Source organism: Faecalimicrobium sp. JNUCC 81, assembly GCF_053667625.1.
This window is the reverse complement of record NZ_CM132203.1, coordinates 1,576,525-1,602,883: the sequence shown is the minus strand read 5'-3', so window position 1 is coordinate 1,602,883 and position 26,359 is coordinate 1,576,525. Positions and strand designations below refer to the sequence as shown.

Here is a 26,359-nt window from a genome sequence, read left to right as displayed (position 1 = left end):
CCTTATAAAGTTACCTTTGATTTTATTAATTTGTAAGATATATATATTGATAGAATAAATAGCACTAAAAAATATATTAAACTTATTTGTAATCTTTGTTCTGTATAATTTGAGTACTTTATTATCAAGTATCCATATACTATTAATGATAACAATATGTATGATATTCCAAATGCTATTCCTTTTCTTTTATATGACCTTTCAATAAGCACTCCTGTAAATATAACTACTACTGAAAGTAATACTCCAAATATATTTATCATTAAGAAGTCAATAATATATGGTGATATTAAGTTTAATCCCGAAGGATTATTCATCATATTTGTAAATATATTTGTAAACCCATCTATATTAGCTCCTGTAATTATTTTTAGTATAATAGTATCAATATACCAAAATAACACTTGGCTAGCTATTATTCCATAAATCATAACAAGTATTGTTAAAAGCTTTGCCAAATAAATGTTAAATCTCTTTTGAGGCAATGTAAGTAATGCACATATAGTCTTACTTCTTGAATAATAGTCTCTATACCATATAATAAGCGCATATATTAAACAGCTTAAAACTGCAATGCCAAGAACAACGCTGCTAAAAGCATGTATTTGATTAATTACAAATCCTTTCACATAATCTTCATTTATATAAGTTTTAAATATATTAAAATCTACCGGTATCATTTGATTTCTATTCATATGCCTCATAGTATCATTGATACCTAAGCCTACACTTACTACATTACCTAATAATAATGCAGCTATTAAACCAAAATATAATTTATATATTCTTTTGAATTCCATATTATATAAAGTTAATATATTACTCACCTTGATACACCTCCCTCATTTTATCTATTATAGATTTCCCTTCTTCTTCACGAGTTTGTTCTGCATTGAATATTAGTTGTACTTTCCCCTCATCTATAAGTACTACATCATCTGCTAACATTTCAATTTCTGATATTTCATGAGTAGTTAGTACTATACTTTGTTCATCACTTATGTATTTTGTCATTACCCCTAAAAATTCTTCTCTTTTAAATATATCGATTCCTGAAAAAGGTTCATCAAGTAAGGTATATTTTGCATTTTGTGCAAATCCTATTATTATTTTAACTCTTGCAATATTTCCTTTTGAAAGTTTTGATATTTCTTTATCATCACTTAAATCGAACAATTCAAGCATTTCATAAGCTTTATTATCATCCCAATTTTTATAAAACTCTTTCATAAATTCAAAGCTCTCTTTTATTGTAAATTGTGCAAAATGATTATCTACATCTGGCACAAAAGATATTTTATTGTATATATTGTGGTTTAATTTTTCTCCATCTATAAGTATTTCACCACTATCTATATTAATAAGACCAGCTATAGCTTTTAACGTAGTTGATTTTCCTACCCCATTAATTCCAAGTAAGCAAGTTATTTTCCCTTCGTGTATATTAAAAGATACACCATCAAGGGCTTTAACCTTTTTATACTTTTTATATATATTTTTAATTTCTATCACAATACTTCCCCCTAGTATCTATCATTTATTATTTTTAAAATTTCTTCCTTGTCTACATCTATCGCCTTCATATTTTCTATAAAAACTTCCATAGATTCGTCTATAAGATCATATTTTATCTTGTTTATAATTTCTGTGTTAGTAGTTATGCTACTTTGATAACTTTTAACTGTATCTATAATCCCCATTTCTTCCATCTCCTTGTATGATTTTTGTACTGTATTTGGATTTACCTTTATACTTACTGCCATTTCTCTTCTTGAAGGTATAATATCTCCTGGGTTTAATTCACCTCTTACAATCTTTTGTTTTATGAATCTTATAATTTGGATATAAACTGGTTCTCTGTCATTGGCTTTAAAGTTCATGCAATCACCTCCGTATTACCGTACTAGTTCAGTAGTACAGCTTATAACTGTATTATATTATTAGTACGGTTATAATGCAATGTTTTTTTACTTATATTTCATTATTGTATAAAAAATAAGGTATATTAATATACCTTATTTTTTGATAAATACTTTAATTAAATTACCAGCTTATTATATTTTGAGTTGCTATATCTTTGTATCTATTAATGTTGATTTGATGTGAGTCTTTTGTGAATTCTTCATTAAAATATAATATTTCTTCTTCTAGTTCTTCAATTTTATCTATTTCTTTATTTAAATAACCTTTAAGTCTATACATAGTAGAATCTACTCTTGATCTAACTCCTCCTAGTCTTATATCTATAACTTCAAATCCTTGACCTTTGCAATCTGCATACCACTGTTGTCTATAAGAATTCTGTAGTTTTTCTATACTTTCTTTTAAATTTGCTAGTGTATTATTAAATATATAATCTAATTTATCTAAATCATTACTATTATAAGCCTTTCTTATTTTAATGCCTAAATCAGATTTTAAAGCTAATACATTTCCTAAATCAGAATACATCTTAAACATATAATAGTATTTTTCACTTTTATTTGCTATTTCTAAATATTTTATCCCTAATTTGTTGTAATGTTTATTTATTTTATCTGTATTTTCTATATGCTTATCAAAAGCTCCTAAAAGTATATCTTGATATAATAAATATTTAGATGGATTTACAAACCTTAAATTTTCTTTATCCCCTATTTCAATTTTATCTAACTCTTGCAAACTAAAGAAATCTTCTAAATCTAGATTGGTTATAAGTTTGCATCTTTCATTTATCCACTTAGTATTTACTGTTTTATGGTATGCATGTTCAGCAAATAAAATAAGACCAGGCATTATAGTATCTATTGGAGTTTCATCTCCATCATCTCCCCAAGCCGTTACTATTACTTCTTGTATATTTTTTTCTTTACAAACTGATAAAGCTTCATTACTAGATTTAAATGTTTGATCATAGCACGGTGTAATACCTGACCATTTCCATATGCCTCCTGCAAATATAAGATTATTATTAAATACTTTTCTTATGTCAAAAAATCTCCTATAAATATTTTTGTCTTTATGATAATAATCCCAATACACTAAGGATAAATCACTTGGAATAGAACTTGCTACTTCTTCACTTATTACTGTATCTTGGTTGTAATAAAACCCATTTGGTGAACCAGTTCTAAAAAACATATCATCCCATATCATAGGCTTAAAGTCATAATCTTTACATATATCACATACTTTATTTAAATGCTCAATCATAATATCATAATGATTAACATACCCATTTTGATTAAGGAATTCACCTCTTCCTAAATCAAAGGCTTCGTCCATACCTATATGTATATTTTTACTTTTGAAACATTTTCTTATATTTTTTATCATTTCTTCTATAAAATTGTAAGTTTTCTCTTTTCCTACTAGGAGAACATCTTCTGTGTCCTTAATCTCATTTGCATAGCTCCATTTTAATGTTTGCTTTAAATGAGCTAGTGTTTGTATACATGGTATAACTTCTATACCTAATTTATCTCCATAGTTATCTATTTCTTTTAATTCTTCTTTTGAGTATCTTCCCCTTAGGTATCCAAAATATTTGTAGTTTTCTATTTCATAAGTATCTTCAGTATATAACATCATTCTGTTTAGTCCCAAAATAGCCATATTTACCATTAATTCTTTTATCTTTTCTATTTTATAAACTGCATTTCTAGATGCATCAAGCATTGGACCTATATGATTAATGTAAGCTTTTTCTTCTAAAAAGAACTCTTCTTTATTATTTAATTGGATATATAGCCCAATTGCCCTAAATAGATGGTTTTTATTTTTGTATCTTATGATTCCTTTACTTATTTGTATAACATTTTCATCACTATTATCTAATTTTGTTATTTGAACATTTTCACCCACTTCAATAAAGTTTACATTAAGTACTTTTTTCATTTCTTTAAGGTCTTTTAATAAATCATTTTCTATTCCTAATAAATTTAAATTCATATTCATTCCCCTTATTTTATAAAAATCTTTTCTAATCTATCTAATTGATATTATACTAAAAAACATACTTTCTAAAAATAATATTTTAATCTTTAACAATAAAAAATGAGCTATTCTCTATTTTGAGATAGCTCACATCTATTTTTACCCTCACCTAACATTTCGTTCAGTAGGTAGTTTATAACTTTTACTCACTTTCTGATAATCTCCATACTCCTGTTTTAGGGCTTGTAAATAGATCTTCTCCCTTAAAGTCTTTATGGTCTTTACATCCACTTTGAAGTATTGTAAGTACTATAAAACTTGATTCTGCCATACCTGCATGTATTAACACCTTTGCAATTTTTCCAAATCTCATCTCGCCCTTTTCTTTTAATATTTCTATTATTTTTAATTTCATTTTATCTATTTCTTCTTGAGTATATTTCATTATTTTCTCCTTTTGATTTACGTTTATATTTTATTATACTATATTTTTATATTATTAATTTAGATATACATAAAATAATAATTATAGCAACTATCAAATCTAAAACTTTAGGATTTATATCAAATTTAATCAAATATTTGATCAATATAGGATTTACATACTTTCTTAATACTATAAAAGTTAATGCTACTATAGCTAAATCAATCAAAAGTAGGTCAAATTTTAATACCTTATTTACTATAGCTAAAGCAATTGACATAAATAAAATTATTACTACATTAAGTAAAGGACGTATGCTACAATTATATTCTTCATATTTTATTATATTTTTTCTAATAAAATCTTTGTAATTAGATTCATAAAGTTCATCTAATATTTTACTTCTTTCTAAAAATTTAAATTTTTCATCTATTTGTGGATAATATCCTACAATCTCTACTAAATACATGTCTATTTCTTTATCTTTATATTTTAGTTTTTGATCATATTTTTTTATTTTTCTATATAAACTACTATTTAACTTTTCTTTAATTTCCCTTTTTATTGTATCATCTATATTTTCATCTTCTTTTCCCATTTTACCTATTATATAATCAAAAAGTATCATGCCGTCATACTTTTGAATTATTATACCAATGGTCTCTTCCTTCATAATTATACCCCCAGTTAATTATATAGTGCTATTTTGCATCTTTTTAACTAACTATAAATAATATATTTTCTTACATATTTATTAATACTTCTCTTTTATTATACTTTATTTTTATTTAAATAGTTTTACAAATAAAAAACATCCTAGAAATTTTTTATTCTCTAGAATGTTTTTATTTATATAGTAATAAATTTTTATATTATTCCATATTACCAAATATTAAAGTTGTTAAATCTTGATCTTCATTTATCTTCCATTTTCCGTCAATTTTGGCTAAATTTATAACTCCTGTCCTAGTTTCTAATTTTGCTAATTTAGTTTTATCTAAGAAAGCTTTACCTATATTTTCACTAGTATTTTCTTCTGCACTAAACATATTTTCTAAACTTCCTTGGATTACTTCAAGCATTATTTTCCCTAAACTTAATCCACTTAGCTCTATCTCTACACTTGCCTTATCTCCATCTATTTTCTCAGATAATTCCTTTGCATCTAGTTTTGACATGTATATACTAAATGCTTCAATCATATCCTTTGACTCTTTAGTTTCATTACTTTCAGCTTGATTTACTGAGTTTATAAATTGTTCACTAACTTTTGCATTTTCACCCTTTTTTAATTCATTAAAGTAGTTATCTACCACATCACTTGGGCTTTCACTTGTACACCCAGTTATCATAAATATTGTACCAATCATCATAATTATTAATTTTAATTTATTATTCATCTTTTTACTCCTTATTTATTATTCTGAACTTTCTAATACGTCATATTTATTTAGCTTTACATCATAATTTATGTACACTTCTTTTTTATTTTCATTAAGTGCAACTATACTTATAGTTTTAGCTTTCATATCTTCTAAATTTCCTGTTGTTGGAGCAAAACATTCTATATTAGAACTTGTATCCCCTTGCAATAATGTATCATTTGATGATAGATATGCTACTTCTCCATTATCTAATTCAAGTTCTATACTAAAACTAGTTACAGGTAATTTTGAATTGTTTTTAATCTGAGCCTTAAAATATCTTGTTCCTATTGAATCTGGGTCTAATATAGTAGGATTTACAATTTCTATATCTTTTACTAGAACTGGCGATTTAACTGTGCTTTTTTCATCACTTTCTAATATATCATACTTGTCTAATTTAATATCATAATCTATAAATAACTGCTTATCATCATTGATTGCCGTTATACTAATCTTTTTAGCTTTCATATCTTCTAAATTTCCTGTTGTTGATGCAAAACATTCTACTATTGAACTTGTATCTCCAGGTTTTAAACTATCGTGTGACGATAAATATGCTACTTCACCATTATCTAGCTCAATCTCTACACTTATGCTTGTTATTATCTTGTTTGAATTATTCTTAAATTTAGTTTGAAAATATCTAGCTCCAATTGAATCTGGCTCTAATATTTTTGACTCTATAAATTCGATGTCTTTTACTAGTACAGGTGATTTTTCTTCCTGTGTTTTTGTAACTGTTTCCTTAGAATTTGTTGATGATTTTTCTGATGAACATCCTACCATTAATCCTAAACTTGTTAATGATACCATTGTCAAAACAATTGCTTTTAATTTTAATTTCATATTACCTAATTCCCCTCTTCTGTCAATTTATTTATGCTAGCTTTGTTATTATATAATTTTTGTTTTGTCGAATCCTGTAATTTATTGCGATTTTTTATATATCCTTTTATTCCCATACTTTTTTATTTAAAGTTTAAATATCATATAAAATTATTTTTACATATTTTGTAAATAAAAAAGACATTATACTTAATTAAATAACGCCTTTTTTCTAACTTAATATATTTTTATATTATCATAAGATGGTTACTAAAACTCTAGTTATTAATTTATTTCATCTTTAAATATTTCAACTGACCTATTTAGTATATTAGTAAAATAAGCTATTACCATTCCATAGTTAGTTATGGAAACATTTTTTTCTCTACATATATTTATTTTATTTATTATACTTTTTCTATTTACCATACAGGCACCACAGTGAATTATAAGGTCATATTTTTCAACATCTTCTCTAAAGTCATATCCGACTTTGTATTCAATGTCTAAATCTCCATCTACCATTTTTTCTAACATTCTAGGTATTTTTACTCTTCCTATATCTTCATGAGATATATTGTGAGTACAACTTTCACATATTAGTACTTTATCTCCTACTTTTAAGTCTTTTAATTTTTCTGTTCCTTTAAAAAAATCTTTAAGCTCTCCTTTTTCTCTTGCAAATAATATTGAAAAGCTGGTTAATTTCATATCTTTTGGTATTATATTTTCTACTTCTTTAAATGCTTGTGAGTCAGTTACAACTAAATCAATATTGTTTAATTCATTTATTGCCTCACTAAGTTCTGTATCTCTTACTACATATGTTTTTATTCCATTATCTAAACAGTCTCTTATAACTTGGACTTGAGGAAGTATTATTCTTCCCTTTGGTGCTTCTGAGTCTATTGGAACTACTAAAACCACATTTGATCCATAAGGTAGTACGTCCCCAAGTATTGGTCTTTCTTTCTCATCTTGTTCTAAAGATTTTATTAAATCTTCTTTTAATTTATCTATATTACTATCTTCTTTAGCTGATATAAATAGTGGTCTGTTAAATAATTTATTTATATTTTCAATTTTATTATTACTTAACTTATCTAATTTATTTATAACGACCATGTGTGATATATTGTATTTATTAGCTTCTTTTTTCCAAGTCTTATAAGTATCTATATCTACATTTTCACCATCAACTACATATATGGCAAAATCTAATCTTTTTAAAAATTCAAAGCTCTTTCTTATCCTAATTTCTCCCAGTTCACTTTTATCCTCAAGTCCTGCTGTATCTATTAAAAGTACTGGACCAAATGGTATGAGTTCCATTGCCTTTTGTACTGGATCTGTAGTTGTTCCTTCAATATTTGATACTAAAGATATATCTTGATTAAGTATTTTATTCATCAATGATGATTTTCCACTGTTGGTATTTCCATATATTCCTATATGCTTTCTATTTGCATTTGGAGTAAAGTTCATTGTACCCTCCTTTTATAAATAAAAGTCTCTTTCCCCTTTTTTCATTTTTTCAATGCTTTCTTTAGTAAGATTTTTAATGTCTTCTCTTTGTATATTTTCAAGTTCTTCATTTATTACCTTTTGAGCTTTATTATATAGTTCCTCATCTCCATAATCTAAGGTAAATTCTAATAATGTCATAAGTGCATTAGGTTCACAAACGTACTTTATATTACCAGATTTAGCTAAACTCATAAATCTATCTCCAGTTCTTCCTTTTCTATAACAAGCTGTACAATAACTTGGTATATATTTATCATCTAATAATTCTTTTAAAATTTCTATTGGACTTCTTTCATCATTAGTTTTAAATTGCCTAACTTCTTTTCCTTCTTCTCTTTCTTTATATCCACCAACTCCAGTTGATGAGCCTGCACTTATTTGAGACACTCCATATTTTAACAGTTCTCTTCTCATAGAAGCACTTTCTCTAGTTGAAAGTATAAGACCTGTAAAAGGTAGAGCCAGTCTTAGTATTGTTACAACTTTTTTAAACATTTTATCAGTTAGTAAATTTGGATAATTTTCTAGTGTTACCCCCTTAGCTTCTTGAAGTCTTGGAACTGATATTGTATGAAAACCTACTCCATATTTTTCCTCTAAATGAACATTGTGCATCATAAGTGATAAAACTTCAAATCTTGGATCAGATAATCCAAATAAAACACCTGCTCCAACATCATCAATACTACCCTCCATCGCTCTATCAAAGGCAGTTAAATGATATTCATAATCCCCTTTTAATGATTTTGGGTGCATTTTTTCATAAGTAGGTTTATGATAAGTTTCTTGGAATAATATATATGTACCGATACCTTTTTCTTGTAACAATTTATAATTTTGAGTTGTAGTAGCTGCTATATTTACATTAACTCTTCTTATTTCTCCGTTTTCATTTTGCGTTTTATAAATTGTATCTAGACATTCAAGAACATATTCAATCGGAGCATTTACCGGATCTTCTCCAAGTTCTAATGCTAACCTTTTATGTCCCATTTTTTCTAGTATTCTTACTTCTTCTTCAACTTCTTTCATTGTAAGTCTTCTTCTATTAAAACTATTATCTCTTTTATAACCACAATAGACACAATTATTTACACAGTGATCACTTACATATAAAGGAGCAAATACTACTATTCTTTTTCCATATATGTCTTTTTTTATTTCTCCTGCTAAAGAATAAATTTCATCTAAATCTTTTTCATCCTCAGTTTGAAGTAGTATTGCTATCTCTTTGTAAGATAAACCAATTCTTTTTTTAGCTTTTTCTAAAACTTCTTTTATTTCTTCATTTGATGGATTTTGAGTTTCTTCTAGTATGCTGTATATGTAGTCATGATTTATAAACATAATATACCCCCTATAAATTAAAAACTTTTCGCCAATACATTGCTCAAAGTCGATTTTTTACCCAGTCTGGATTATCACCTCTACTAACTTCTAATTCAAATCCAGATTTTTTTATTTTATCTTCTATTATTTTTCTATACTCTGCATCTTCATCTAATATATATGCTTTATTATCATATAGTGAGTACTTTTTTCTAACTTCCATTGGAGATAGATTTGGCATAATGACATTTCCCCCTGCCTTAAGCCCCATTTCTCTACCATTTAGATTAATACTAGATAAAGCTGTAGTTGCTGGTAGTAATACCTTTGGAAGTAAAAGCCTTACTATTGCTAACATTATTATGGTTTTTTCTAAACTTCCATGATTATAATTTCTAAATGGAGTATCTTTATGCGGTATAAATGGTCCTATTCCACACATAGCTGGATTTAGTTCTTTAACAAATAATAAATCATTAACTAAATCTTCATTAGTTTGATTGGGTATTCCAACCATAAATCCAGCGCCTACTTGATAGCCTATTTCTTTTAAATCTCTTAAACAATTTCTTCTATTTTCAAAATATTCTTTTGGATGTATCTCCTCGTATAGTTTTTTAGATGCACTTTCATGCCTTAGTAAATATCTATCTGCTCCGACATCAAATATTTTTTTGTAAGATTCATAGCTTCTTTCTCCTAAAGATAGAGTTATTGCATTTTGTGGAAATTTAGATTTTATAGCCTTTACAATTTCTATTATTTTTTCATCGCTAAAATATGAGTCTTCTCCTCCTTGTAGTACAAAGGTTTTGTATCCTAGTTTGTCCCCTTTTTCTGCACATTCTAGGATTTCTTCTTTAGTTAACCTATATCTACTTAAGTTTTTATTACTCTTTCTAAGGCCACAGTACATACAGTCTTTTTTGCAATAACTTGTAATTTCTATAAGTCCTCTCATATAAACTTTATTTTTAAAATGTATTTGTCTTATTTCATTTGCTTTTTGAATAAGTAGTTCTTTTGAATTGTCATTGATATTATTTATTAGATATAGTAATTCCTCTTTAGATGCATTATTAGTCTGATATAGTTTTTCTATTATATCTTTAGCATTCATTAACTCACCTCTATTGTAGTTTGAATATTGGTTGCCTATTTATTGGTTAATTTTTATTAATTACTATAAATATATTATGACTTTGAATTATTTTTTAGAATATTGAAATTAAACATAAGTAAAATAGATAATCTTTCTTATATATAAGATATAAACTAATAAAAAGAGTGTACTTCTAATTAAAAGTTCACTCTTTTTTCATAATTTAATGTTGTATAATTTTTATTTTTCTAAACTAAAGTAAATACCATAAGTTTTAGTTTTATCATATTCATTTAAAGTTTCATTTCCTTTAGTTTTATATGGGTAGATATATCTTACATTAATCAAGTGCTTGTCTACTTTATATGTGACTTCATCAACACCTACTTCTTCTTCGTATACTCTCTTTACTTCTTCTATATTATCTCCCAGAATTTTTTTTACATATTTTAATGAATCTTCGATTGATAATTCTTTTGCTTCTAATTCCCCGCCTTGAGACGCTTCAGATAAATATAATTTCATTTCCATAGTTTTATCTACACCTAGTATTACTTTGTTTATATCTTCTTTATTTACTTGCCACCCTTTATCTACCTTAGTTAAGTTTATTATTCTTTTTCTAGTTTCTATTTCTCCATTTTCTATTGCTTTTTTAAATGTAATTGTAATATCTTCTGTTGGATTATAAGTTCTTTTATTAATAGCATTTACTCTTTCTTTATTTATCTTTATTCCCTCTTTAACAAAGTTTACTCCTTTTACTTGTATCTCTACTTTTGCATTATCTTTATTTATTTCTTCTGATAATATTTCAGTATCTATGTTCGCTATAAAGTTATCTATTGTGCTTATTAATTCTTTAGGCACCCCACCTTCAGGTCTATGTGTAGGGTAGATTAAATCTAGGGCATATTCATTTATACTTTTTGATTTGCCTTCTTTATTTAAGCTTACATATTCATTTACAGCATTTTGTGGGTTTTCTTTGTTGCATGCATTTAGTGCAAATAGTGTAATTACTATTATGCTTATTAGTTTTATTGTCTTTTTCATATTTTATCTCCTTTTATATTTTCTATTTATTAGACATTCATTTTAATTAAAACGTTTTAATTATTTTATAAAATTTATGTTTTATAAATTTAAAACAAAATAGGTGATATATTATCTTATAGATATAGATTTTATTATAACTAATTTACATTTTTACTTTGCTTGTTGATATTTTGATTTGTTATTTTTTCATCTCCAATAAACTCATTAATCATCTCTCCAGAAGATGTATCAAATTCAATGCTATAACGCCCTCTTACATCCAATCCATATGAATTTTTACTTCTATACGTTCCCGTTATAGTACATACTGACTTATCTTCATTAAAACTATAATTAGAACTTCCTAATTTAGGTGAAACATAACTTGTATTCCCTGAAACATATTTCCTTGCTGTTTTTTCATATGGAGCTGCTATTTCATCATCTTTAAGCTTTATTATTGCATTTTTTACATCTTCATTAAATTTTTCTATTTCTTCTTCTGTTATATTGTGTTTTTCTATTTCTTCTTCTGTTAATACAATTACTTTATTATAATCTTTTTCGCTTTTTATTTCTTTTTCAACTCTAGCTTTAGCATTTAATACCTTAGCTCTTTCTTTTTTTATCTCTTTTTCTTTCTTTTTTATTTCATATTCTATCTTTTTTTCTTGTTCTAATATAGCCTGTTGCTCTTGTTTTATTTTTTGTTCTTTGTCATATTCTTTTGATGTTTTAATAAAATTTACAGGCACTACAATTAATAATATGGCTCCAGCTAATATTGCTATTATATTTTTACCTTCTTTTAGACAATCTTTAGGATTTTCATACTTCCCTCTTAATTTAAATAAATATTTTACTACTAATACTGATGCAATTAGCCAAGCTGCAAATATTCCTAAAGCTATTATTGCTGAAAATAAAACTAATCCTAAGCAGAATTTTAATACTTTCTTCATTTTTGTCTCCTTTTTAATTTTAAATATATATATAATTTTATTTTATATTAATTTTATCATCTAATTATTTTAATGTAAATATAATAGGTTTTAAAGACAAATTTGTAATTTTATGACGATTTGCGCAATATAAATTACTGTCTATAACTATTGAAAAGTTTATTCTCCCCAATTATAATAATGTAGTTCTCGTTGGAAATTTATCAGATTATGAAAGTATTCTAACTATGACAGAAGTTATTGTTGTTTATTTTATAGTATTTAATATATAATAAATACATTTATAATAGGATATTATAATTCATCAATCTTGTATGATGAACTTAACAAAGAAATTAACTTATATTGCAACAAATATGAATAACTTTTAGGGGATAATTGAAATGGATAAAAATATTTTAGGCTTAAAATTTAAAGATTGTATAAATTCAGAAATACTAATGAAAGGTTTGGATAAATTTTATATTTCCGCTATTAATTATCATAATGACGAAAATATATTATATACTTATAATGTGAAAACAGATAAATTAGAAAAAATGCACTCAGTAGACTTAGAAACATTTTTCTTCTGTGATGAAATATCAAATACTATTTATAAATGTAAACAATCAGATGAAGAATTGCTTATATATAAAATGTATAAAGGAGAATTTATTTGTATATATAAAGAAAAATCAATTGAAAATAATCATCTATCAGATATCTATTCTATCGATGACAATATATTTATAAAATTACAAAATGATGATACTAACATATGTGAAAGCTATCTAGTATTAGAAAATAATAAATATAGGATAGATAATAAACATTTTTCTGATTCGATATATAGGCCATATTATATAAATTATAATGGTAATATATTTTTAGTTATTGATGAGTCTAATTTCGAAGCTTATGAACTTTTAGAAATACTAGAAAGTGATATAGAAAATATAAATTTATTTAATAGAGCGACTTTATATAATCTATCTGAATTTATAGAAGAAATAAAAAATAATAAAGTAATTTCGAAAAAGGTTCTAGTAGAGTCACAATGTAATAAAGAATCTATTCAACTTTTAGGAGTATATAAAAATAGTATCATTGTTTTATATAACAAAAATACGCCTGAAATTTTACTATTTGATATAAATAATAATTTTAAAAATATAAGTACTAATAACAATATAATCGACATTCTTAAAGCAAAAGAATTGTATTATATATATAAAAACGAAGAACAACTTGGACTTCTAAATGAAAGGCAAGAAAAAGTATTTTGTATTAATAACTTAAATGAAGATGAAAGATTATCTATTGCAGGAATATTTGATTCAAAGTATGTAATATATAAAAAAGAGTACCTTGAAGATGGAAGAATAGAAACTTATATATGTGATTTAACATCTAATAAGCATTTAAAATATGATAGTGATTTTGTATTAATTGGAGATACTTTAATTTAATAAGGATGTAGATAGACTTGTGTAAAATAAGTTTATCTACATCCTTTTTAGTATGAAAAAGCTGAAATTATATATTTATTTGAGCTTTTATTATAATAGATGTAGGTCTATGAAATTCATCTATCATATCTGGCCTTTTATTCAATACGTACTCATCTGGAACAGGTTCTATTATTTTTTCCATACTAAACTTTTCGTCTATTAATATATTTATAATTTCAGATATTGATCTATGGTATTTCTCTACATTTGTACTAAGCCATTTAACTTCACGCTTACCGCTGTACATATAGTCAGATAAATGAGAATATAACTTATTTCCGTCTTCATCCTTAGTCCAAATACATCCATTCTTAGGTGCAGTTGTATTAGGATGTTCTTGGGAATATAATAATATCCCTTGTGGCTTAAGTAATTTTTTTATATTCGATATAAGAATCTTATAATCTTTTATATAATGAAAAACTAGGGAACTATATATTAAATCAAACTTTTCATCTATGCTACTGATTTCATTTATATCCAGTTTTATATATTGGATATCTGGATGACTGTTTTTTATCATTGCAATGTCTAACATATTAAGAGAACTATCTACTCCTATAACTCTTTTAGCTCCCCTTCTAATGAAATCTGCACAATTATTTCCATTACCACAACCTAGGTCTAATACTTTTTTACCAGCTAAGTCAGGTAAAAGCTTCTTCATAGCTGGTTGCTCTATAAGATCATTGTAACTATCTACATTATCTCTTATTTTAGAGTATTCTTGAAAAAATAGATTATCATCGTATATATTCTTTATCAAAATAATTCCCCTCTCTTTTATCTAGTTTATGCTAGTATATTTTTCTAGTATTTACTACTACATATTAATGTAATTTCTTAGGTAATAAACTATATTTTAGGTATAGTAAAACTAATAGTAGTACCTTCTTTAAGTGATGAGTAGCACTTAATAACACCACCATGACTTTCAACTATATACTTCGATATAGAAAGACCGAGTCCTGACCCTGATATATTTGTGTTTCTATACTTTTCCCCTCTGTAAAATTTATTAAAAACAAAAGGTATATCGCCAATACTGATTCCACCACCATAATCTTTAATATTTACAGTAATACTATTTATATCATCATCTAACCAAACATCTATTATTTTTCCTGATTCTGAATACTTTATAGAATTTGAAATAATATTACTTATAACCTGGTTCATCCTCTTCTCATCTATAGAAATTAAAGAGTTTGGTATATCTCCAAGGACATTTAGTTTCATATTCTTATTTGCCACATCAATAGACAAATCCATAAAAGTTTCAGTTAGATAATCATAAGAATAAATTTCTTTTCTCTCAATTATCATTTCATTTAATTCTGCCTTTGATTGTTCTAGTATATCATCTATTAACTTTGAAAGTTCATTTGACTTTTTAATTATAATATTTGAGTACCTTTTTATACCTTCTTCATCATGGACAATACCATCTCTTATACCTTCAACATATCCGAGTATTGAAGAAAGAGGTGTTTTTAAATCATGAGAAATACATGCTAATAACTCTTTTTCACTTCTCTTTAATCTTTCTTCCTTTTCTTTTGATACTATTATTTCATCTCTCATAGCTTCAAAATCATGGCAAAACTCTCCTACTTCTCCATGATAATCATATTTTATCTTGCAGTCATAGTTGCCACGAAGTATGTTTTTTGCACTTTTATGTATCTCTTTTATTGGATTTATTATATCTACTTTTACAAATTTATTTATCATAAAGGTAAGAATCCCAATTAAAAATAAAATTATCCATAAGGGAATAAACTTCTCATACTTATCACTATTTTCTAGTACTGCTCTTGGCAAATCTATGATTATTGTTCCTTCTTGATCATTATTATTCACTAAAGGAGTACTATATCTAACTAGCTCATTTGAATTACTCTCTTTATTTCTTTTGCTAAAGGAATTATCATAACCTATATCAGTTTCAAGGTTTACTTTATCTCCTTTTTTAAAATCTTTTAATGTAGAGAAAATAACTTCTCCTCTTAAGTTTATAACACAATAATCATAAAAAGATTCTTCCATATTAAAATTATTATTTTTATACATTTCTTTAATCTTTTCTCTTTGAGTTGAAGTTTCTACTCTTAATAGATTAGTCTTTCCTTCTTCCTTACCATCATATTTTAAAATTATAATAGAGTATATAAATGAAACTATAATAAAAAGACATATTAATCCTGTAAGTATACTGATTTTCTTACCAAGATACTTATCTTTTACTCTAATATTTCCCACTTATATCCTACTCCCCATATTGTTTTAATTGATTTTTCTCCGTATTCTCCAAGTTTTTCTCTTATTCTTTTAACGTATACAGCTATAGTATTTTCATCCATGTATTCACTATATCCCCATACATTTTCGTACACCTGAGCCTTTGAAAACACTTGAGATGGATTAGATGTAAAGAAATCTAATATTTGAAATTCTTTAGAAGTAAATGATACTTCCTTTCCATTTAATATGGCCTTGTAGCCTTTAGAATCTATCATTAAATCTCCAAATTGTTTTATGTGCGACTTCTTATCACTTGAAAATGAAGTATACCTTCTTATATGTGCTTTAACTCTAGCTACTAATTCCATAGGAGAAAAGGGCTTTGTCATATAGTCATCTGCTCCTACTCCCAAGGTTAGTATTTTATCCATTTCTCCACTTTTTGCCGATAGCATAAGTATTGGCATTTTCGATATTGTTCTAATTCTTTTGCAAACTTCAACACCATCTAAAAGTGGGAGCATAATATCTAAAATAATGAGTTTCATCATAGGATCATTAGCTAATTCTACACCTTTTAGGCCATCATTCGCTATTACTACTTCAAATCCATTTATCTCTAAATAATCTTTTATTAAATTTCCTAAATCAATGTCATCCTCAATTACTAAAATTTTATCACTCACTTTTTCCACCCCCACTTTGATTATACCATTACCAACCCCTTTCTCTTATAAATTCAAATATTTTTTCTTCTCTACCTTCTAAATCTTTTTCATTGAACTTTCCAAGATCTAAATCTCCGTCAATTCTTCCATCTTTTAAATAAATCAATCTACTTGCTCTTGCGGCTGCCTTTAAATCATGAGTTACCATTACTATTGATTGACCTTCATTATTTAACTCTGTAAGAATATCTAATACCTTTTTACCTGTTGAAGAGTTAAGTGCTCCTGTTGGCTCATCACCAAAGATTACCTTTGGACTATTTATTAAAGATCTTGCAATTGCAACTCTTTGCTGTTGTCCTCCTGATATTTCTGAAGGATATTTATTTTCTATATCTTTTAATTCTAATCTATTTATTAACTCATCTGCTTTTTTATTTACACTTTTCTTATCCTTATTATTTAAAAAACCTGTGTAAGTAATATTTTCTTTTACAGTTAAATCATGAAGTAGGTTTATACTCTGAAATACAAATGATATATCTTTATTTCTAATAACTGTTGCTTCCTTTTCACTTAAATTGGTTATATCCTTTCCTAAAAGCCAGGCACTACCTGCACTTGGATTATCCATAGTACTTATAGAATATAGAAGTGTTGATTTTCCAGAACCTGAGCTTCCCATTATTACAGTAAAATCACCTTCATATATATCTAAATTTATATTTTTTAACACATTATTTGCTGTTTTACCTAAAATAAATGACTTGCAAAGTCCTCTTGCTTTTATAATACTTTCCATAACTATTCCCCCTATTCTTCCATAAGCTCTATTGTGGATATATTTTTTATACTAAGCATTGATATTATTGTTGTTAAGATAATTGTTGCTAAAATAAATATTATTGTAATTAAAACTTGATTATATGGAATCATTAATCCATCTATTCCTGACAGGGCTATCTTAAATATACTCTTTGATGTAGCTAAGTTTAATGTAAATCCAACTATTGATGATATAGCCGTAAGTATAAAAATTCTATATAGAGTTCTACTTATAATGTATTTATTGGAAAATCCTAAGGATTTCATAATAGCATTATTTCTTCTGTTATCAGTATTATTCATCATTATAATGTTTACTATATTTAAAATGCTAAACATCAGTATTCCCCAAAGAATAATCTTAGTTACTGGAGTAATTGTATCAACAACTGACATAGCAGCTTGAATAACTAAGCTAGGAGCTATATCTATACTTGCTACGTCGTACTTTTCCTTATAGTCCTTTTTAACACTTTCATAATCATTTTTATCTTTTAAAGTTGCGTTAAGATTTAAATTAACAAGGGTATTTCTCAAATCCTTAGGCACTATATCTAAAGTCATTCTCGTAGAGTAGTTATTTGACATCATACTTGTATAGCTACCTGTTATTAATAGTGTTTTTTCTTCACCTAATACTTTTACATTTATATAATCTCCAACATCTAAGTTAGCATCTTTTAAGATTTGGTCTGTTAAAGCAATTTCATTTTTCGATTTTGGATTTCTTCCTTCTTTTATTGATACATTAAAGTCTTCATCATTATCATAATTATCTACTAATGTAGTAATAACTTGAGCATTTTTTATATTGTATTTATCTACGTCTAAGTATACAACTTTGCCCACATCAAATGAGCATTCTCTTACTCCTAGTATTCTCGAATCATTTTTTAATTCTTTTAATGCCTTATTATAAGAATCATCTCCTGTTGGAAAATCTAGTGCCATATCTCCTTGTATTGTTCCAAACACGTTCCATGAGTTATATGATACATTTTCCATTGAATAGTTTCCACTAACTATAAATGCTGATATATACACTACAAGAGAAAGTACTATTACTATAATCATATTTTGTTTTTTATATTTGAAAATATCATTTATAGCCATAGTAAATGGTACTGATGCATTTTTGATAACTGACTTTTTAAACTTTGCTTTAGATGAGGTTACGCCCACTCTAAAGGCTTCTACTGGTTTTATCTTATTTATTCTTCTAAGCAGTAAGTGCATATTTACTATTAATATTAAACTCATTATAGCTATTGTTAATAGTATAAATGTAAGATTATTTACACGGCCTTCATATATACCAATATACTTAACTGATAGTTTTACCATATAATTTACAAAACTTATACTTAGAAAACTTCCGATGGTAATAGCTACAACACCAACTATTCCATAACTTTTTAAGTATATACTCCTTATTTGCTTTGAAGTAAACCCTAGAGATTTGTATACTCCTATTGATTTATACTCCTTTGAAATGTTGTTCCATAAAACAAATCTTATTACTACTATTGATACAATAAATATTAAAAATGCTATACTCATTCCTATTCCACCTGTAATCATACTTGTAGAATTTGCTACAAAATTAGTTATCCATTTATCAAGCATAAGCCCTTCAAAGGAATCTCCTAAATAGGTACTTAATTCTTTAGTTGCATCATCATCTTCTTTTGATGAGTTATATCCGATAAACTCAGACTTTATAAGATTACTAAAAGTCTTATAGTCTTCTTTGTTTATATATAAACTAGTAGTACCAACCATTGAGTTTGGAACTAAAGATTCATTTACTAGAGCTGATATTATTAAGTGCTTATACTCATCACCATCTTTTACTCTTAATTTATCTCCTATTTTTAGATTCTTAGAATCTGCTATTATATTAGGTACCCAGACAGTTCCCTTACTTGGTTTAGATTTTTTTTCACCTTCTGTTATTACTACATCCCAAGGATGATTTTTTTTATTTTCAAAAGTTAGCAAACTTGCCATGCTTAAATCAAGATTTTTATTTCCTAAAAATACTTGCCTATCTACTGTTAAGGCACTTGAATATCTTACATCCTTTTCTTTAGGCTCTTTTTCACTTATAAAATATTCTATTTTTGAAATTATATCTTTGTTGTATGTTTGAACTACAATATCTTTTATATTTTCTCCTTTGTAGTATTCATTTGTATATTTTTCAACTGTACTTGTAAGGCTTATAGATATTGCAAATATAGATGATGACACCATTAAAATAATGGCTATTAAAATAAATTGAATCTTTTTTTGTTTGATTTTCTTTTTCCACATTTTCATCCCCTCCTTACTTTATATAGTACAGATTAATTTTTAATATATTTTTTTCAAATTCTTAATGAATTCTTACATTTTTATTTACATTATACCATTTGAAAAACCCCTTAAGGTCTACAAACATACCTTAAGGGGTTTTTATTACTAGTAACCTGATTCTATTATTTTGTAATTTCCATCTTTGTCTTTAACTAAAGAATACATAAAATCATTTTTACCAGATTCTTCTGGCTCATTTTCTATTTTATATTATATGTAACATCTAATCTTTTTCCTTCTTTAAATTTTATGATTTTACCATTTTTAAAAGCACCTTCAGTCTCTCTGAAAGGGACTTCCTCTGAACTTATGTATTCTATATGTTCAATATTATCTAGTCTTTCTTTTCTAGGAATTCCAAAACTTGTGTATTCAGAATCATATTCTTTATTAGAATATATACATTTCTTCATAAGATCTATGTCTTTTGCATTCATAGCATTTATATAAGTTTTCATAACTTCTTTAGCACTTTTAGTATAATCTGAATTACTTTTTTTATTATTATGAGAATAAATTCCTAAAAGTACTAAAATTATAGCTATAGGTACTATATATTTAAGTTTTTTCATAATTAATTTCCTTTCTTTTTAACATTTTCTCAAATAACCTGGTTACTATATTTAAAATAAGTACTTAGTATATCATAAAAATATTTAAATATTTAAAAATTGGATTAAAATGTATTATTTTTGGAATGAAATTTAAACATATACAATAAAAAAGCACTTCATCTCATCAAGATTAGTGCTTTTTTACATACATACTTATCCTTTATTTGTATATAGTTCTTTACAATAAATAAAGGATAAGTGTTTTTATTTATCAGTTTCCTTTTCCAATACTGGAATATAAATCTCCATAACAGTATCTTTTCTTGAGTGGCATCTCTCATCATAAAACTCAAAATCCATTTTACTTTCATCATATATATATTTGCTATCTTTAAACCACTCTTCAAATATATATTTCCAAGTTTCCTTTATTGTATTAGAAAACTCCTTTTGTTCTAAATCATTTGTAGTATCTACTGGTAAAGTTGTAAATACTGCGTAAGTCGCTTCAGGTACATTTACTCTCATCATATCATCTGTAACACCTTCAAAATCATCAACTATTACACCAAGAAGATATATAGTATCTCCATTTTCATCGTTAGATGGTATGCATAGTCCAACTTCACCATGCTTTGGTGGTTCTAAAAGTTTATACATTTTACTTTCTAAATTTTCTCCATTATAATTACTCCAAAATGAAGCAACATCTTTAGTATAACTTCCATTAGAAATATTGGTCTTTATTCCATATCCTGCTACTTTAAATGCAGGTTTTTTTACAATAATAGGATCCATAATATAACCTCCAATTTTATATACTGATGCTTTGAAAAAATAGCCTTCCATACGCTTTATATATTGTGTTGGGCTAAATCCATACTCTTTTTTAAACGCTTTTGAAAATCCATTATGTGTATCAAATCCATAATCCAAAGCTATATCTATTATTCTGTCTCCCTCAAATAGCTTTGTAGCTGCAAGTGATAACCGTCTTTTCTTTACATATTCCATCAAACTTATGCCCTGATGAATATTAAACATTCTACAAAAATGAAAAGTTGAATATCCACATTCATTAGCTATTAATTCTGGGGTCAAATCGCTTTTTATATTTTCTTCAATAAATTCAATACATTGTGATATCACTTTACTATAATTCAATTTATATTCCCCTTTCTATCACGTGATAATTAAAGTATATCAACTAAATTGAAGTTATACTGTTCCTAAATTGCTAAGTAATAAAAAAAGATTTAGCTTAATTTAATAAGCTAAATCTTTTACATTGAATTATATTAAATTATATCTTTCTAATAATTCCTCAACTATAGTTCCTGAAATTTCTTTCATAGCTGATTTTAATTTAACTTTAGTTGTTAATGGTAGTTTAACATCTGTCAGCTTTTTACCATCCATCATCTTAGAAGTTGAATCAAGCAACACTCTAATATCATAGCAAGATCCAAATACCTCAGGAACTCCACGGTCAATATCAAGTAGTGTATATACAGACTCCATAGCTGTTCTTACAGAATACTCTGTTGTAAATACAGTATCACGAACAGTATCTGCAAATTGACCAATAAATGCAAAGTTAACACTTTTCTCTGGTACAACTTTGGGTCTATCCCCAGATGTTCTTGGCATAAAGAATGAAGTAATATATGGCATCATACAAGGAATACAATGAGCAGAATGTTTTGCCATATCAGGAATTTCATCTACTGGAACTCCTAAGTGATACAGCCATTCTTGAGTAATTTCATACCCTGTACACTCTCTCATTGGTTTTTTTATAAAGTCTCCCTCAACATCAGTAAATAATCCATAAACCCATACAACAAGTTGGTTATCTGGTTGATATTTAAAATGCGGTTGTCTATTTAAAGTATAACTCATTAGCCAAGATGAGTCTTTAACTGTAATAATTCCTCCTGTAACAACTTTTCCACTAAATGGATTACGTTTACATATTTTTTCTATATATGGCGGAATTCTATTATCTAAAGTAGTTACAGTAGCAGATTCCCAATTAGTTTTATTTATGCTAGTACAGAATTTATCAGGTCTACCAAAAGAAGGATCTTGTGCTGCTATATTTCTCCAAAGTCTCCAGCAACCGCCTTCAGTAGTATTTAAAGTTGGCGCATGATTATCATCACCAAGAGTTGAGTTTTCTGTACAACTACCATTTGTAACAAACACTAAGTCATCTTCTACTAAATCAATAGTTTCTTCTTTTCCATCCTTAATACAAACAATTTGTTTAGCTACCTTTTTATCTTCTGTTATTTCAAATTTCACATTGGTAACAGTTGTATTATACTGAAAGTCAACTCCATTAGACTCTAGATATTTAACCATTGGTAAAATCAATGATTCATATTGATTATATTTTGTAAATTTTAAAGCTGAAAAATCAGGAAGTCCTCCAATATGATGGATAAATCTTTGAATATAAAGCTTCATTTCAAGGGCACTATGCCACTCTTCAAAAGCAAACATAGTTCTCCAGTATAGCCAAAAGTTTGATTCAAAGAATTCTTCTGTAAATACATCTTCAATTTTTTTATCATATAAATCTTCATCTCTTGACATAAATAATCGTACTATTTCCAAAGATGCTTTATCTGTTAATGTAAACTTACCATCTGTGTGAGCATCTTCTCCACGGTTAACTGTAGCTCTCATTAAAGAATAATTTGGATCTTTTTTATTTAACCAGTAGTATTCATCTAATACAGAAACACCTTCTGTCTCTATTGAAGGTATTGATCTAAATAAATCCCATAAACATTCAAAGTGGTTTTCCATTTCACGTCCCCCACGAATAATATATCCCTTTTGAGCATCATTGATTCCATCACAAGCACCACCTGCTATATCCATTTCTTCTAGGATATGAATATGTTCACCTTTCATTTGCCCATCACGAACTAAAAAACAAGCTGCAGATAAAGATGCTAAACCAGCTCCAACTAAATATGCTGATTTTCTATCTACTCCTTCAGGCTTTTGTGGACGTGCAAATGCTTCATAATTCCCATTGCTATAATACATATAAAATCATCCCCCTATACTTTAAAGCTTGGTTATTATAAAAGCTTTAGTAATTTATTTATTAATATCATATTCCGATTTAAGATTTTCTTATATAGACAATATTTAAACTATGTAAAAATTTTAAACATAACTATAAATGTGTAAAAAAATTAGACAAATAATAATATTTGTCTAATTTATATTCTCTATTTATTTTTATACTACTTATTTATCTGTCCTATATTGCTCTAAAGCCTCTTCAATATTACCACAAATCAATGTATTCAATCGACTAATAATATCTACAGGCTTTTCTTTCATTCCTTTTTTAATCCAGTCAAGCAAAAGCCCTACAAATGCATACTTATAAAAATCTGCAATAAATTCCTTATCTTTTTCTCTAACTGGTATATCTTTTGCCTTTTCTTCTACTACTCCCATCAAAAGTAAATGAGTTTCATTATATAAGTAACGTTCTAGATATTCTCTACTTACAGAGTTAAATGTGTTTAATACAAAAGATTTATTCTCTAATATATAGTCAAATATTTGTGTAAATCCCTGTTGCCAAGTATCATATGTCTTTTTACCGTCCAAAGCTCTTGTTGCTTCATTTGTATAAACCCACTCTAGTAAATCATAAATATCTTTGAAATGATAATAAAATGTCTGTCTATTTACTTCACAATCTTCTGTAATGTCTATAACTTTTATTTTTTCCAACGGTTTTTGTGCTAACATTTTTTTAAGTGAAGCAGCAAATGATTTTTTAGTCATTTGAGACATATGTATCCCCCCATTATTCTAAAACATCTTATTTGATTAACTCTTAGGATATTATTATATCATATTTTCCAATATGGATTATAAACTAACACAGTTCAGTTTATTTTTAAATTTCCCATAACTAGACATAAAACTATTAAATTGCATTAGATCATCAGTGGATAATTAAATATGTATATCCTATAATTATTTTTTGATTACTAAATTTGTAAAATAACTTACACACAGAAATAGAGCTGAAATATATTCAGCTCCTTATGTGTCATCTTAATAAACTTTTACCTTTAATTTCACTTGAAAAAATAGCAGTAAATTCAATCAAGAATTTATTACTCATGGTGTTGCTTAAAGAGTAGTAGTTATTGAGTTTTTAGATAGGTTAAATAATAATTAGGTATTATTCTCTAAAAGGGAAAGATAATAATATTAGTGTACCTAAAGCTGAAAGTGGAAAAACTCTACGTCTAAAGCGTCTGAATCTTCTAGGACGCCCAAATTGTCTATTTTCATCATATTGTTCTCCACAACCTTTATCTATTACATCCTCCCCAACCAATACAATAACATAATCTCTATCTACGCTTTCAATTATTCCATCAAATGTAGTTCCATCCTTCATTGTAAAAAAAGTATGGTAGTTCATTAACCTTTTGCATTCATCATACAAGCACTGCTGATTTCTATCATAATCATTCCTTTTTGAAGCCATTTCTTAAACATCCCCTTTCTCATGTATAATATTCATATATAAATGGAATCGTGATACCTCAATGTATGAATTTTCATAAAAGATTAATAAATATGAAAATTATGTTAATTTAAGATATATCATAAATTTATTACCTTAATATATTTTAATTTCTCATAAACTCTTGATTATATATTCTATAAAGGGTAGGTTAAAAGTAATACTAATTGGAAAAGTTTTAAATTATGATACAATATTTAATATAAAATACATACCAACTTTATCAAAGGAGGAAAAGTAATTGAACGATATTTTTAAAAAAGAATATAAAATAAATATTTTTAATGTTGATTCTGAGCACAAATGCAAATTTTCATCTCTAGTAGATTTCTTATGGGATGTTGTTATATCTCAGTCTGATTATTTAGGAGAAACTAAAGAAGGCTTTGTTCACAATCAATGCATTTGGGTGCTTTTAAAGTATGATATAACTATATATGAATACCCTAAATTTAGAGATACAATAACTGTTGACACTAAGGTCTTAGGTTCAAAAAAGTTCTATGGCTATAGAAAAAATACTATAAAAAACTCTGAAGGAAAGGTTTTATGCGAAGCTTTTTCAACAGCTATATTAATAGATTTTGAAAAAAGACGTCCTATGAGAATATCATCTGATCAAAGCGAAATATATGGACTTAATGGAGAGTTAGATGTAGTACCTCCTTTAGATGATATTCCTAAAATTCAAAAAGAAGACTATATAAAAGACTATCCAGTTAGATATAGTGATATAGATTCTAATGGGCATGTTAATAATGTAAAGTATATGGAAATGGCAATAGATACTTTACCAAGATCTATTTTAAATGAGTATGAATTATTTAATATTAAAGTGCTATTTAAAAAGGAAACAACTGATGGAGATACATTACATATTTCATCTCAAGTAATTCATGGTGAGAATAAAGCTATTAATACTATTCATAATATTAAAAGTAATAATGGAAATCTTCTTACAAAATTACAATTTATATGGAATAAAAAATAAGATAATTTTATCTACTAAATTAAAAATAGCCATGTTATTTATAAATAACATGACCATTTTTAATTTGTTGATTATTCAAGATTTAATACATTTCTCAT

25 protein-coding genes are annotated in these 26,359 nt (G+C 26.4%); 2 read left to right on the top strand and 23 right to left on the bottom strand.

Annotation, left to right across the window (positions count from 1 at the left end; all coding sequences use genetic code 11):
* Positions 1-2: 2 nt before the first annotated feature.
* The 13 genes from JNUCC81_RS07935 to JNUCC81_RS07875 all read right to left on the bottom strand — a co-directional run bounded on the left by JNUCC81_RS07935 (position 3) and on the right by JNUCC81_RS07875 (position 12,549).
* Entirely contained in the window at positions 3-827 is an 825-nt protein-coding gene (locus JNUCC81_RS07935; RefSeq protein ID WP_454096094.1) for a hypothetical protein, read from the bottom strand.
* Complete coding sequence (locus tag JNUCC81_RS07930) at positions 820-1,512, bottom strand: ABC transporter ATP-binding protein (RefSeq protein WP_454096093.1); 693 nt, start codon at positions 1,510-1,512, stop codon at positions 820-822. Before JNUCC81_RS07930 ends, JNUCC81_RS07935 begins: the two co-directional genes overlap by 8 nt.
* 11 nt (positions 1,513-1,523) lie before the next feature.
* Positions 1,524-1,880 (bottom strand): GntR family transcriptional regulator, encoded by a 357-nt coding sequence (locus JNUCC81_RS07925; protein ID WP_208334930.1) that lies wholly within the window; start codon positions 1,878-1,880, stop codon positions 1,524-1,526.
* 163 nt (positions 1,881-2,043) lie between these two features.
* Complete coding sequence (locus JNUCC81_RS07920; protein WP_454096092.1) at positions 2,044-3,930, bottom strand: family 20 glycosylhydrolase; 1,887 nt, start codon at positions 3,928-3,930, stop codon at positions 2,044-2,046.
* A gap of 187 nt (positions 3,931-4,117) precedes the next feature.
* A complete protein-coding gene (locus JNUCC81_RS07915; RefSeq protein ID WP_454096091.1) occupies positions 4,118-4,360 on the bottom strand; it encodes a hypothetical protein in 243 nt (80 codons plus the stop codon).
* A gap of 46 nt (positions 4,361-4,406) precedes the next feature.
* Complete coding sequence (locus JNUCC81_RS07910) at positions 4,407-5,012, bottom strand: hypothetical protein (protein ID WP_454096090.1); 606 nt, start codon at positions 5,010-5,012, stop codon at positions 4,407-4,409.
* Between the two features lie 199 nt (positions 5,013-5,211).
* Entirely contained in the window at positions 5,212-5,739 is a 528-nt protein-coding gene (locus JNUCC81_RS07905; protein ID WP_454096089.1) for a hypothetical protein, read from the bottom strand.
* 18 nt (positions 5,740-5,757) lie between these two features.
* Complete coding sequence (locus JNUCC81_RS07900; RefSeq protein WP_454096088.1) at positions 5,758-6,612, bottom strand: hypothetical protein; 855 nt, start codon at positions 6,610-6,612, stop codon at positions 5,758-5,760.
* Between the two features lie 264 nt (positions 6,613-6,876).
* The gene (gene hydF / locus JNUCC81_RS07895; RefSeq protein ID WP_454096087.1) at positions 6,877-8,076 is read right to left on the bottom strand and encodes a [FeFe] hydrogenase H-cluster maturation GTPase HydF; all 1,200 of its coding nucleotides are present in this window, start codon (positions 8,074-8,076) and stop codon (positions 6,877-6,879) included.
* Positions 8,077-8,088: 12 nt separating this feature from the next.
* Positions 8,089-9,465, bottom strand: coding sequence for a [FeFe] hydrogenase H-cluster radical SAM maturase HydG (gene hydG / locus JNUCC81_RS07890; protein ID WP_454096086.1), 1,377 nt, complete (start codon positions 9,463-9,465; stop codon positions 8,089-8,091).
* 43 nt (positions 9,466-9,508) lie between these two features.
* A complete protein-coding gene (hydE, locus tag JNUCC81_RS07885; RefSeq protein WP_454096085.1) occupies positions 9,509-10,567 on the bottom strand; it encodes a [FeFe] hydrogenase H-cluster radical SAM maturase HydE in 1,059 nt (352 codons plus the stop codon).
* Between the two features lie 222 nt (positions 10,568-10,789).
* Positions 10,790-11,605: a hypothetical protein gene (locus JNUCC81_RS07880; RefSeq protein WP_454096084.1), complete on the bottom strand. Its 816-nt coding sequence runs from the start codon at positions 11,603-11,605 to the stop codon at positions 10,790-10,792.
* A 140-nt stretch (positions 11,606-11,745) separates the two neighbouring features.
* A complete protein-coding gene (locus tag JNUCC81_RS07875) occupies positions 11,746-12,549 on the bottom strand; it encodes a hypothetical protein (RefSeq protein WP_454096083.1) in 804 nt (267 codons plus the stop codon).
* Between the two features lie 383 nt (positions 12,550-12,932).
* Here JNUCC81_RS07875 and JNUCC81_RS07870 point away from each other — a divergent pair, with 383 nt between their 5' ends.
* Positions 12,933-14,000 (top strand): hypothetical protein, encoded by a 1,068-nt coding sequence (locus JNUCC81_RS07870; RefSeq protein WP_454096082.1) that lies wholly within the window; start codon positions 12,933-12,935, stop codon positions 13,998-14,000.
* A 67-nt stretch (positions 14,001-14,067) separates the two neighbouring features.
* Here JNUCC81_RS07870 and JNUCC81_RS07865 read toward each other — a convergent pair whose 3' ends face one another.
* The 10 genes from JNUCC81_RS07865 to JNUCC81_RS07820 form a co-directional block, all read right to left on the bottom strand.
* Positions 14,068-14,808, bottom strand: coding sequence for a class I SAM-dependent methyltransferase (locus tag JNUCC81_RS07865; RefSeq protein ID WP_454096081.1), 741 nt, complete (start codon positions 14,806-14,808; stop codon positions 14,068-14,070).
* Positions 14,809-14,897: 89 nt separating this feature from the next.
* Positions 14,898-16,304, bottom strand: coding sequence for an ATP-binding protein (locus tag JNUCC81_RS07860; protein ID WP_454096080.1), 1,407 nt, complete (start codon positions 16,302-16,304; stop codon positions 14,898-14,900).
* Positions 16,286-16,972 (bottom strand): response regulator transcription factor, encoded by a 687-nt coding sequence (locus JNUCC81_RS07855; RefSeq protein ID WP_454096079.1) that lies wholly within the window; start codon positions 16,970-16,972, stop codon positions 16,286-16,288. Before JNUCC81_RS07855 ends, JNUCC81_RS07860 begins: the two co-directional genes overlap by 19 nt.
* A 28-nt stretch (positions 16,973-17,000) precedes the next feature.
* On the bottom strand, positions 17,001-17,756 hold the full coding sequence (locus tag JNUCC81_RS07850; protein ID WP_454096078.1) for an ABC transporter ATP-binding protein: 756 nt from the start codon (positions 17,754-17,756) through the stop codon (positions 17,001-17,003).
* An 11-nt stretch (positions 17,757-17,767) separates the two neighbouring features.
* The gene (locus JNUCC81_RS07845) at positions 17,768-20,095 is read right to left on the bottom strand and encodes an ABC transporter permease (protein ID WP_454096077.1); all 2,328 of its coding nucleotides are present in this window, start codon (positions 20,093-20,095) and stop codon (positions 17,768-17,770) included.
* Positions 20,096-20,337: 242 nt separating this feature from the next.
* A complete protein-coding gene (locus JNUCC81_RS07840; RefSeq protein WP_454096076.1) occupies positions 20,338-20,709 on the bottom strand; it encodes a hypothetical protein in 372 nt (123 codons plus the stop codon).
* A gap of 246 nt (positions 20,710-20,955) precedes the next feature.
* Positions 20,956-21,855: an AraC family transcriptional regulator gene (locus JNUCC81_RS07835; RefSeq protein ID WP_454096075.1), complete on the bottom strand. Its 900-nt coding sequence runs from the start codon at positions 21,853-21,855 to the stop codon at positions 20,956-20,958.
* A gap of 129 nt (positions 21,856-21,984) precedes the next feature.
* The gene (locus JNUCC81_RS07830) at positions 21,985-23,754 is read right to left on the bottom strand and encodes an oleate hydratase (RefSeq protein ID WP_454096074.1); all 1,770 of its coding nucleotides are present in this window, start codon (positions 23,752-23,754) and stop codon (positions 21,985-21,987) included.
* 207 nt (positions 23,755-23,961) lie between these two features.
* Positions 23,962-24,522 (bottom strand): TetR-like C-terminal domain-containing protein, encoded by a 561-nt coding sequence (locus tag JNUCC81_RS07825; RefSeq protein WP_454096073.1) that lies wholly within the window; start codon positions 24,520-24,522, stop codon positions 23,962-23,964.
* Between the two features lie 397 nt (positions 24,523-24,919).
* A complete protein-coding gene (locus tag JNUCC81_RS07820) occupies positions 24,920-25,231 on the bottom strand; it encodes a hypothetical protein (protein ID WP_454096072.1) in 312 nt (103 codons plus the stop codon).
* A 280-nt stretch (positions 25,232-25,511) separates the two neighbouring features.
* On the opposite strand from JNUCC81_RS07820, the gene JNUCC81_RS07815 reads away from it, so the two are divergent.
* Positions 25,512-26,261, top strand: a complete 750-nt coding sequence (locus JNUCC81_RS07815) for an acyl-[acyl-carrier-protein] thioesterase (RefSeq protein WP_454096071.1) — start codon at positions 25,512-25,514, stop codon at positions 26,259-26,261.
* The last annotated feature ends 98 nt before the right edge of the window (positions 26,262-26,359 follow it).

Bases quoted from the DNA above. Each gene is read 5' to 3' on its own strand.
- JNUCC81_RS07925 (WP_208334930.1), bottom strand. From the start codon at position 1,880: ATGAACTTTAAAGCCAATGACAGAGAACCAGTTTATATCCAAATTATA.
- JNUCC81_RS07920 (WP_454096092.1), bottom strand. From the start codon at position 3,930: ATGAATTTAAATTTATTAGGAATAGAAAATGATTTATTAAAAGACCTT.
- JNUCC81_RS07915 (WP_454096091.1), bottom strand. From the start codon at position 4,360: ATGAAATATACTCAAGAAGAAATAGATAAAATGAAATTAAAAATAATA.
- JNUCC81_RS07910 (WP_454096090.1), bottom strand. From the start codon at position 5,012: ATGAAGGAAGAGACCATTGGTATAATAATTCAAAAGTATGACGGCATG.
- JNUCC81_RS07905 (WP_454096089.1), bottom strand. From the start codon at position 5,739: ATGAATAATAAATTAAAATTAATAATTATGATGATTGGTACAATATTT.
- JNUCC81_RS07900 (WP_454096088.1), bottom strand. From the start codon at position 6,612: ATGAAATTAAAATTAAAAGCAATTGTTTTGACAATGGTATCATTAACA.
- hydF (WP_454096087.1), bottom strand. From the start codon at position 8,076: ATGAACTTTACTCCAAATGCAAATAGAAAGCATATAGGAATATATGGA.
- hydG (WP_454096086.1), bottom strand. From the start codon at position 9,465: ATGTTTATAAATCATGACTACATATACAGCATACTAGAAGAAACTCAA.
- hydE (WP_454096085.1), bottom strand. From the start codon at position 10,567: ATGAATGCTAAAGATATAATAGAAAAACTATATCAGACTAATAATGCA.
- JNUCC81_RS07880 (WP_454096084.1), bottom strand. From the start codon at position 11,605: ATGAAAAAGACAATAAAACTAATAAGCATAATAGTAATTACACTATTT.
- JNUCC81_RS07875 (WP_454096083.1), bottom strand. From the start codon at position 12,549: ATGAAGAAAGTATTAAAATTCTGCTTAGGATTAGTTTTATTTTCAGCA.
- JNUCC81_RS07870 (WP_454096082.1), top strand. From the start codon at position 12,933: ATGGATAAAAATATTTTAGGCTTAAAATTTAAAGATTGTATAAATTCA.
- JNUCC81_RS07850 (WP_454096078.1), bottom strand. From the start codon at position 17,756: ATGGAAAGTATTATAAAAGCAAGAGGACTTTGCAAGTCATTTATTTTA.
- JNUCC81_RS07845 (WP_454096077.1), bottom strand. From the start codon at position 20,095: ATGTGGAAAAAGAAAATCAAACAAAAAAAGATTCAATTTATTTTAATA.
- JNUCC81_RS07840 (WP_454096076.1), bottom strand. From the start codon at position 20,709: ATGAAAAAACTTAAATATATAGTACCTATAGCTATAATTTTAGTACTT.
- JNUCC81_RS07830 (WP_454096074.1), bottom strand. From the start codon at position 23,754: ATGTATTATAGCAATGGGAATTATGAAGCATTTGCACGTCCACAAAAG.
- JNUCC81_RS07825 (WP_454096073.1), bottom strand. From the start codon at position 24,522: ATGTCTCAAATGACTAAAAAATCATTTGCTGCTTCACTTAAAAAAATG.
- JNUCC81_RS07820 (WP_454096072.1), bottom strand. From the start codon at position 25,231: ATGGCTTCAAAAAGGAATGATTATGATAGAAATCAGCAGTGCTTGTAT.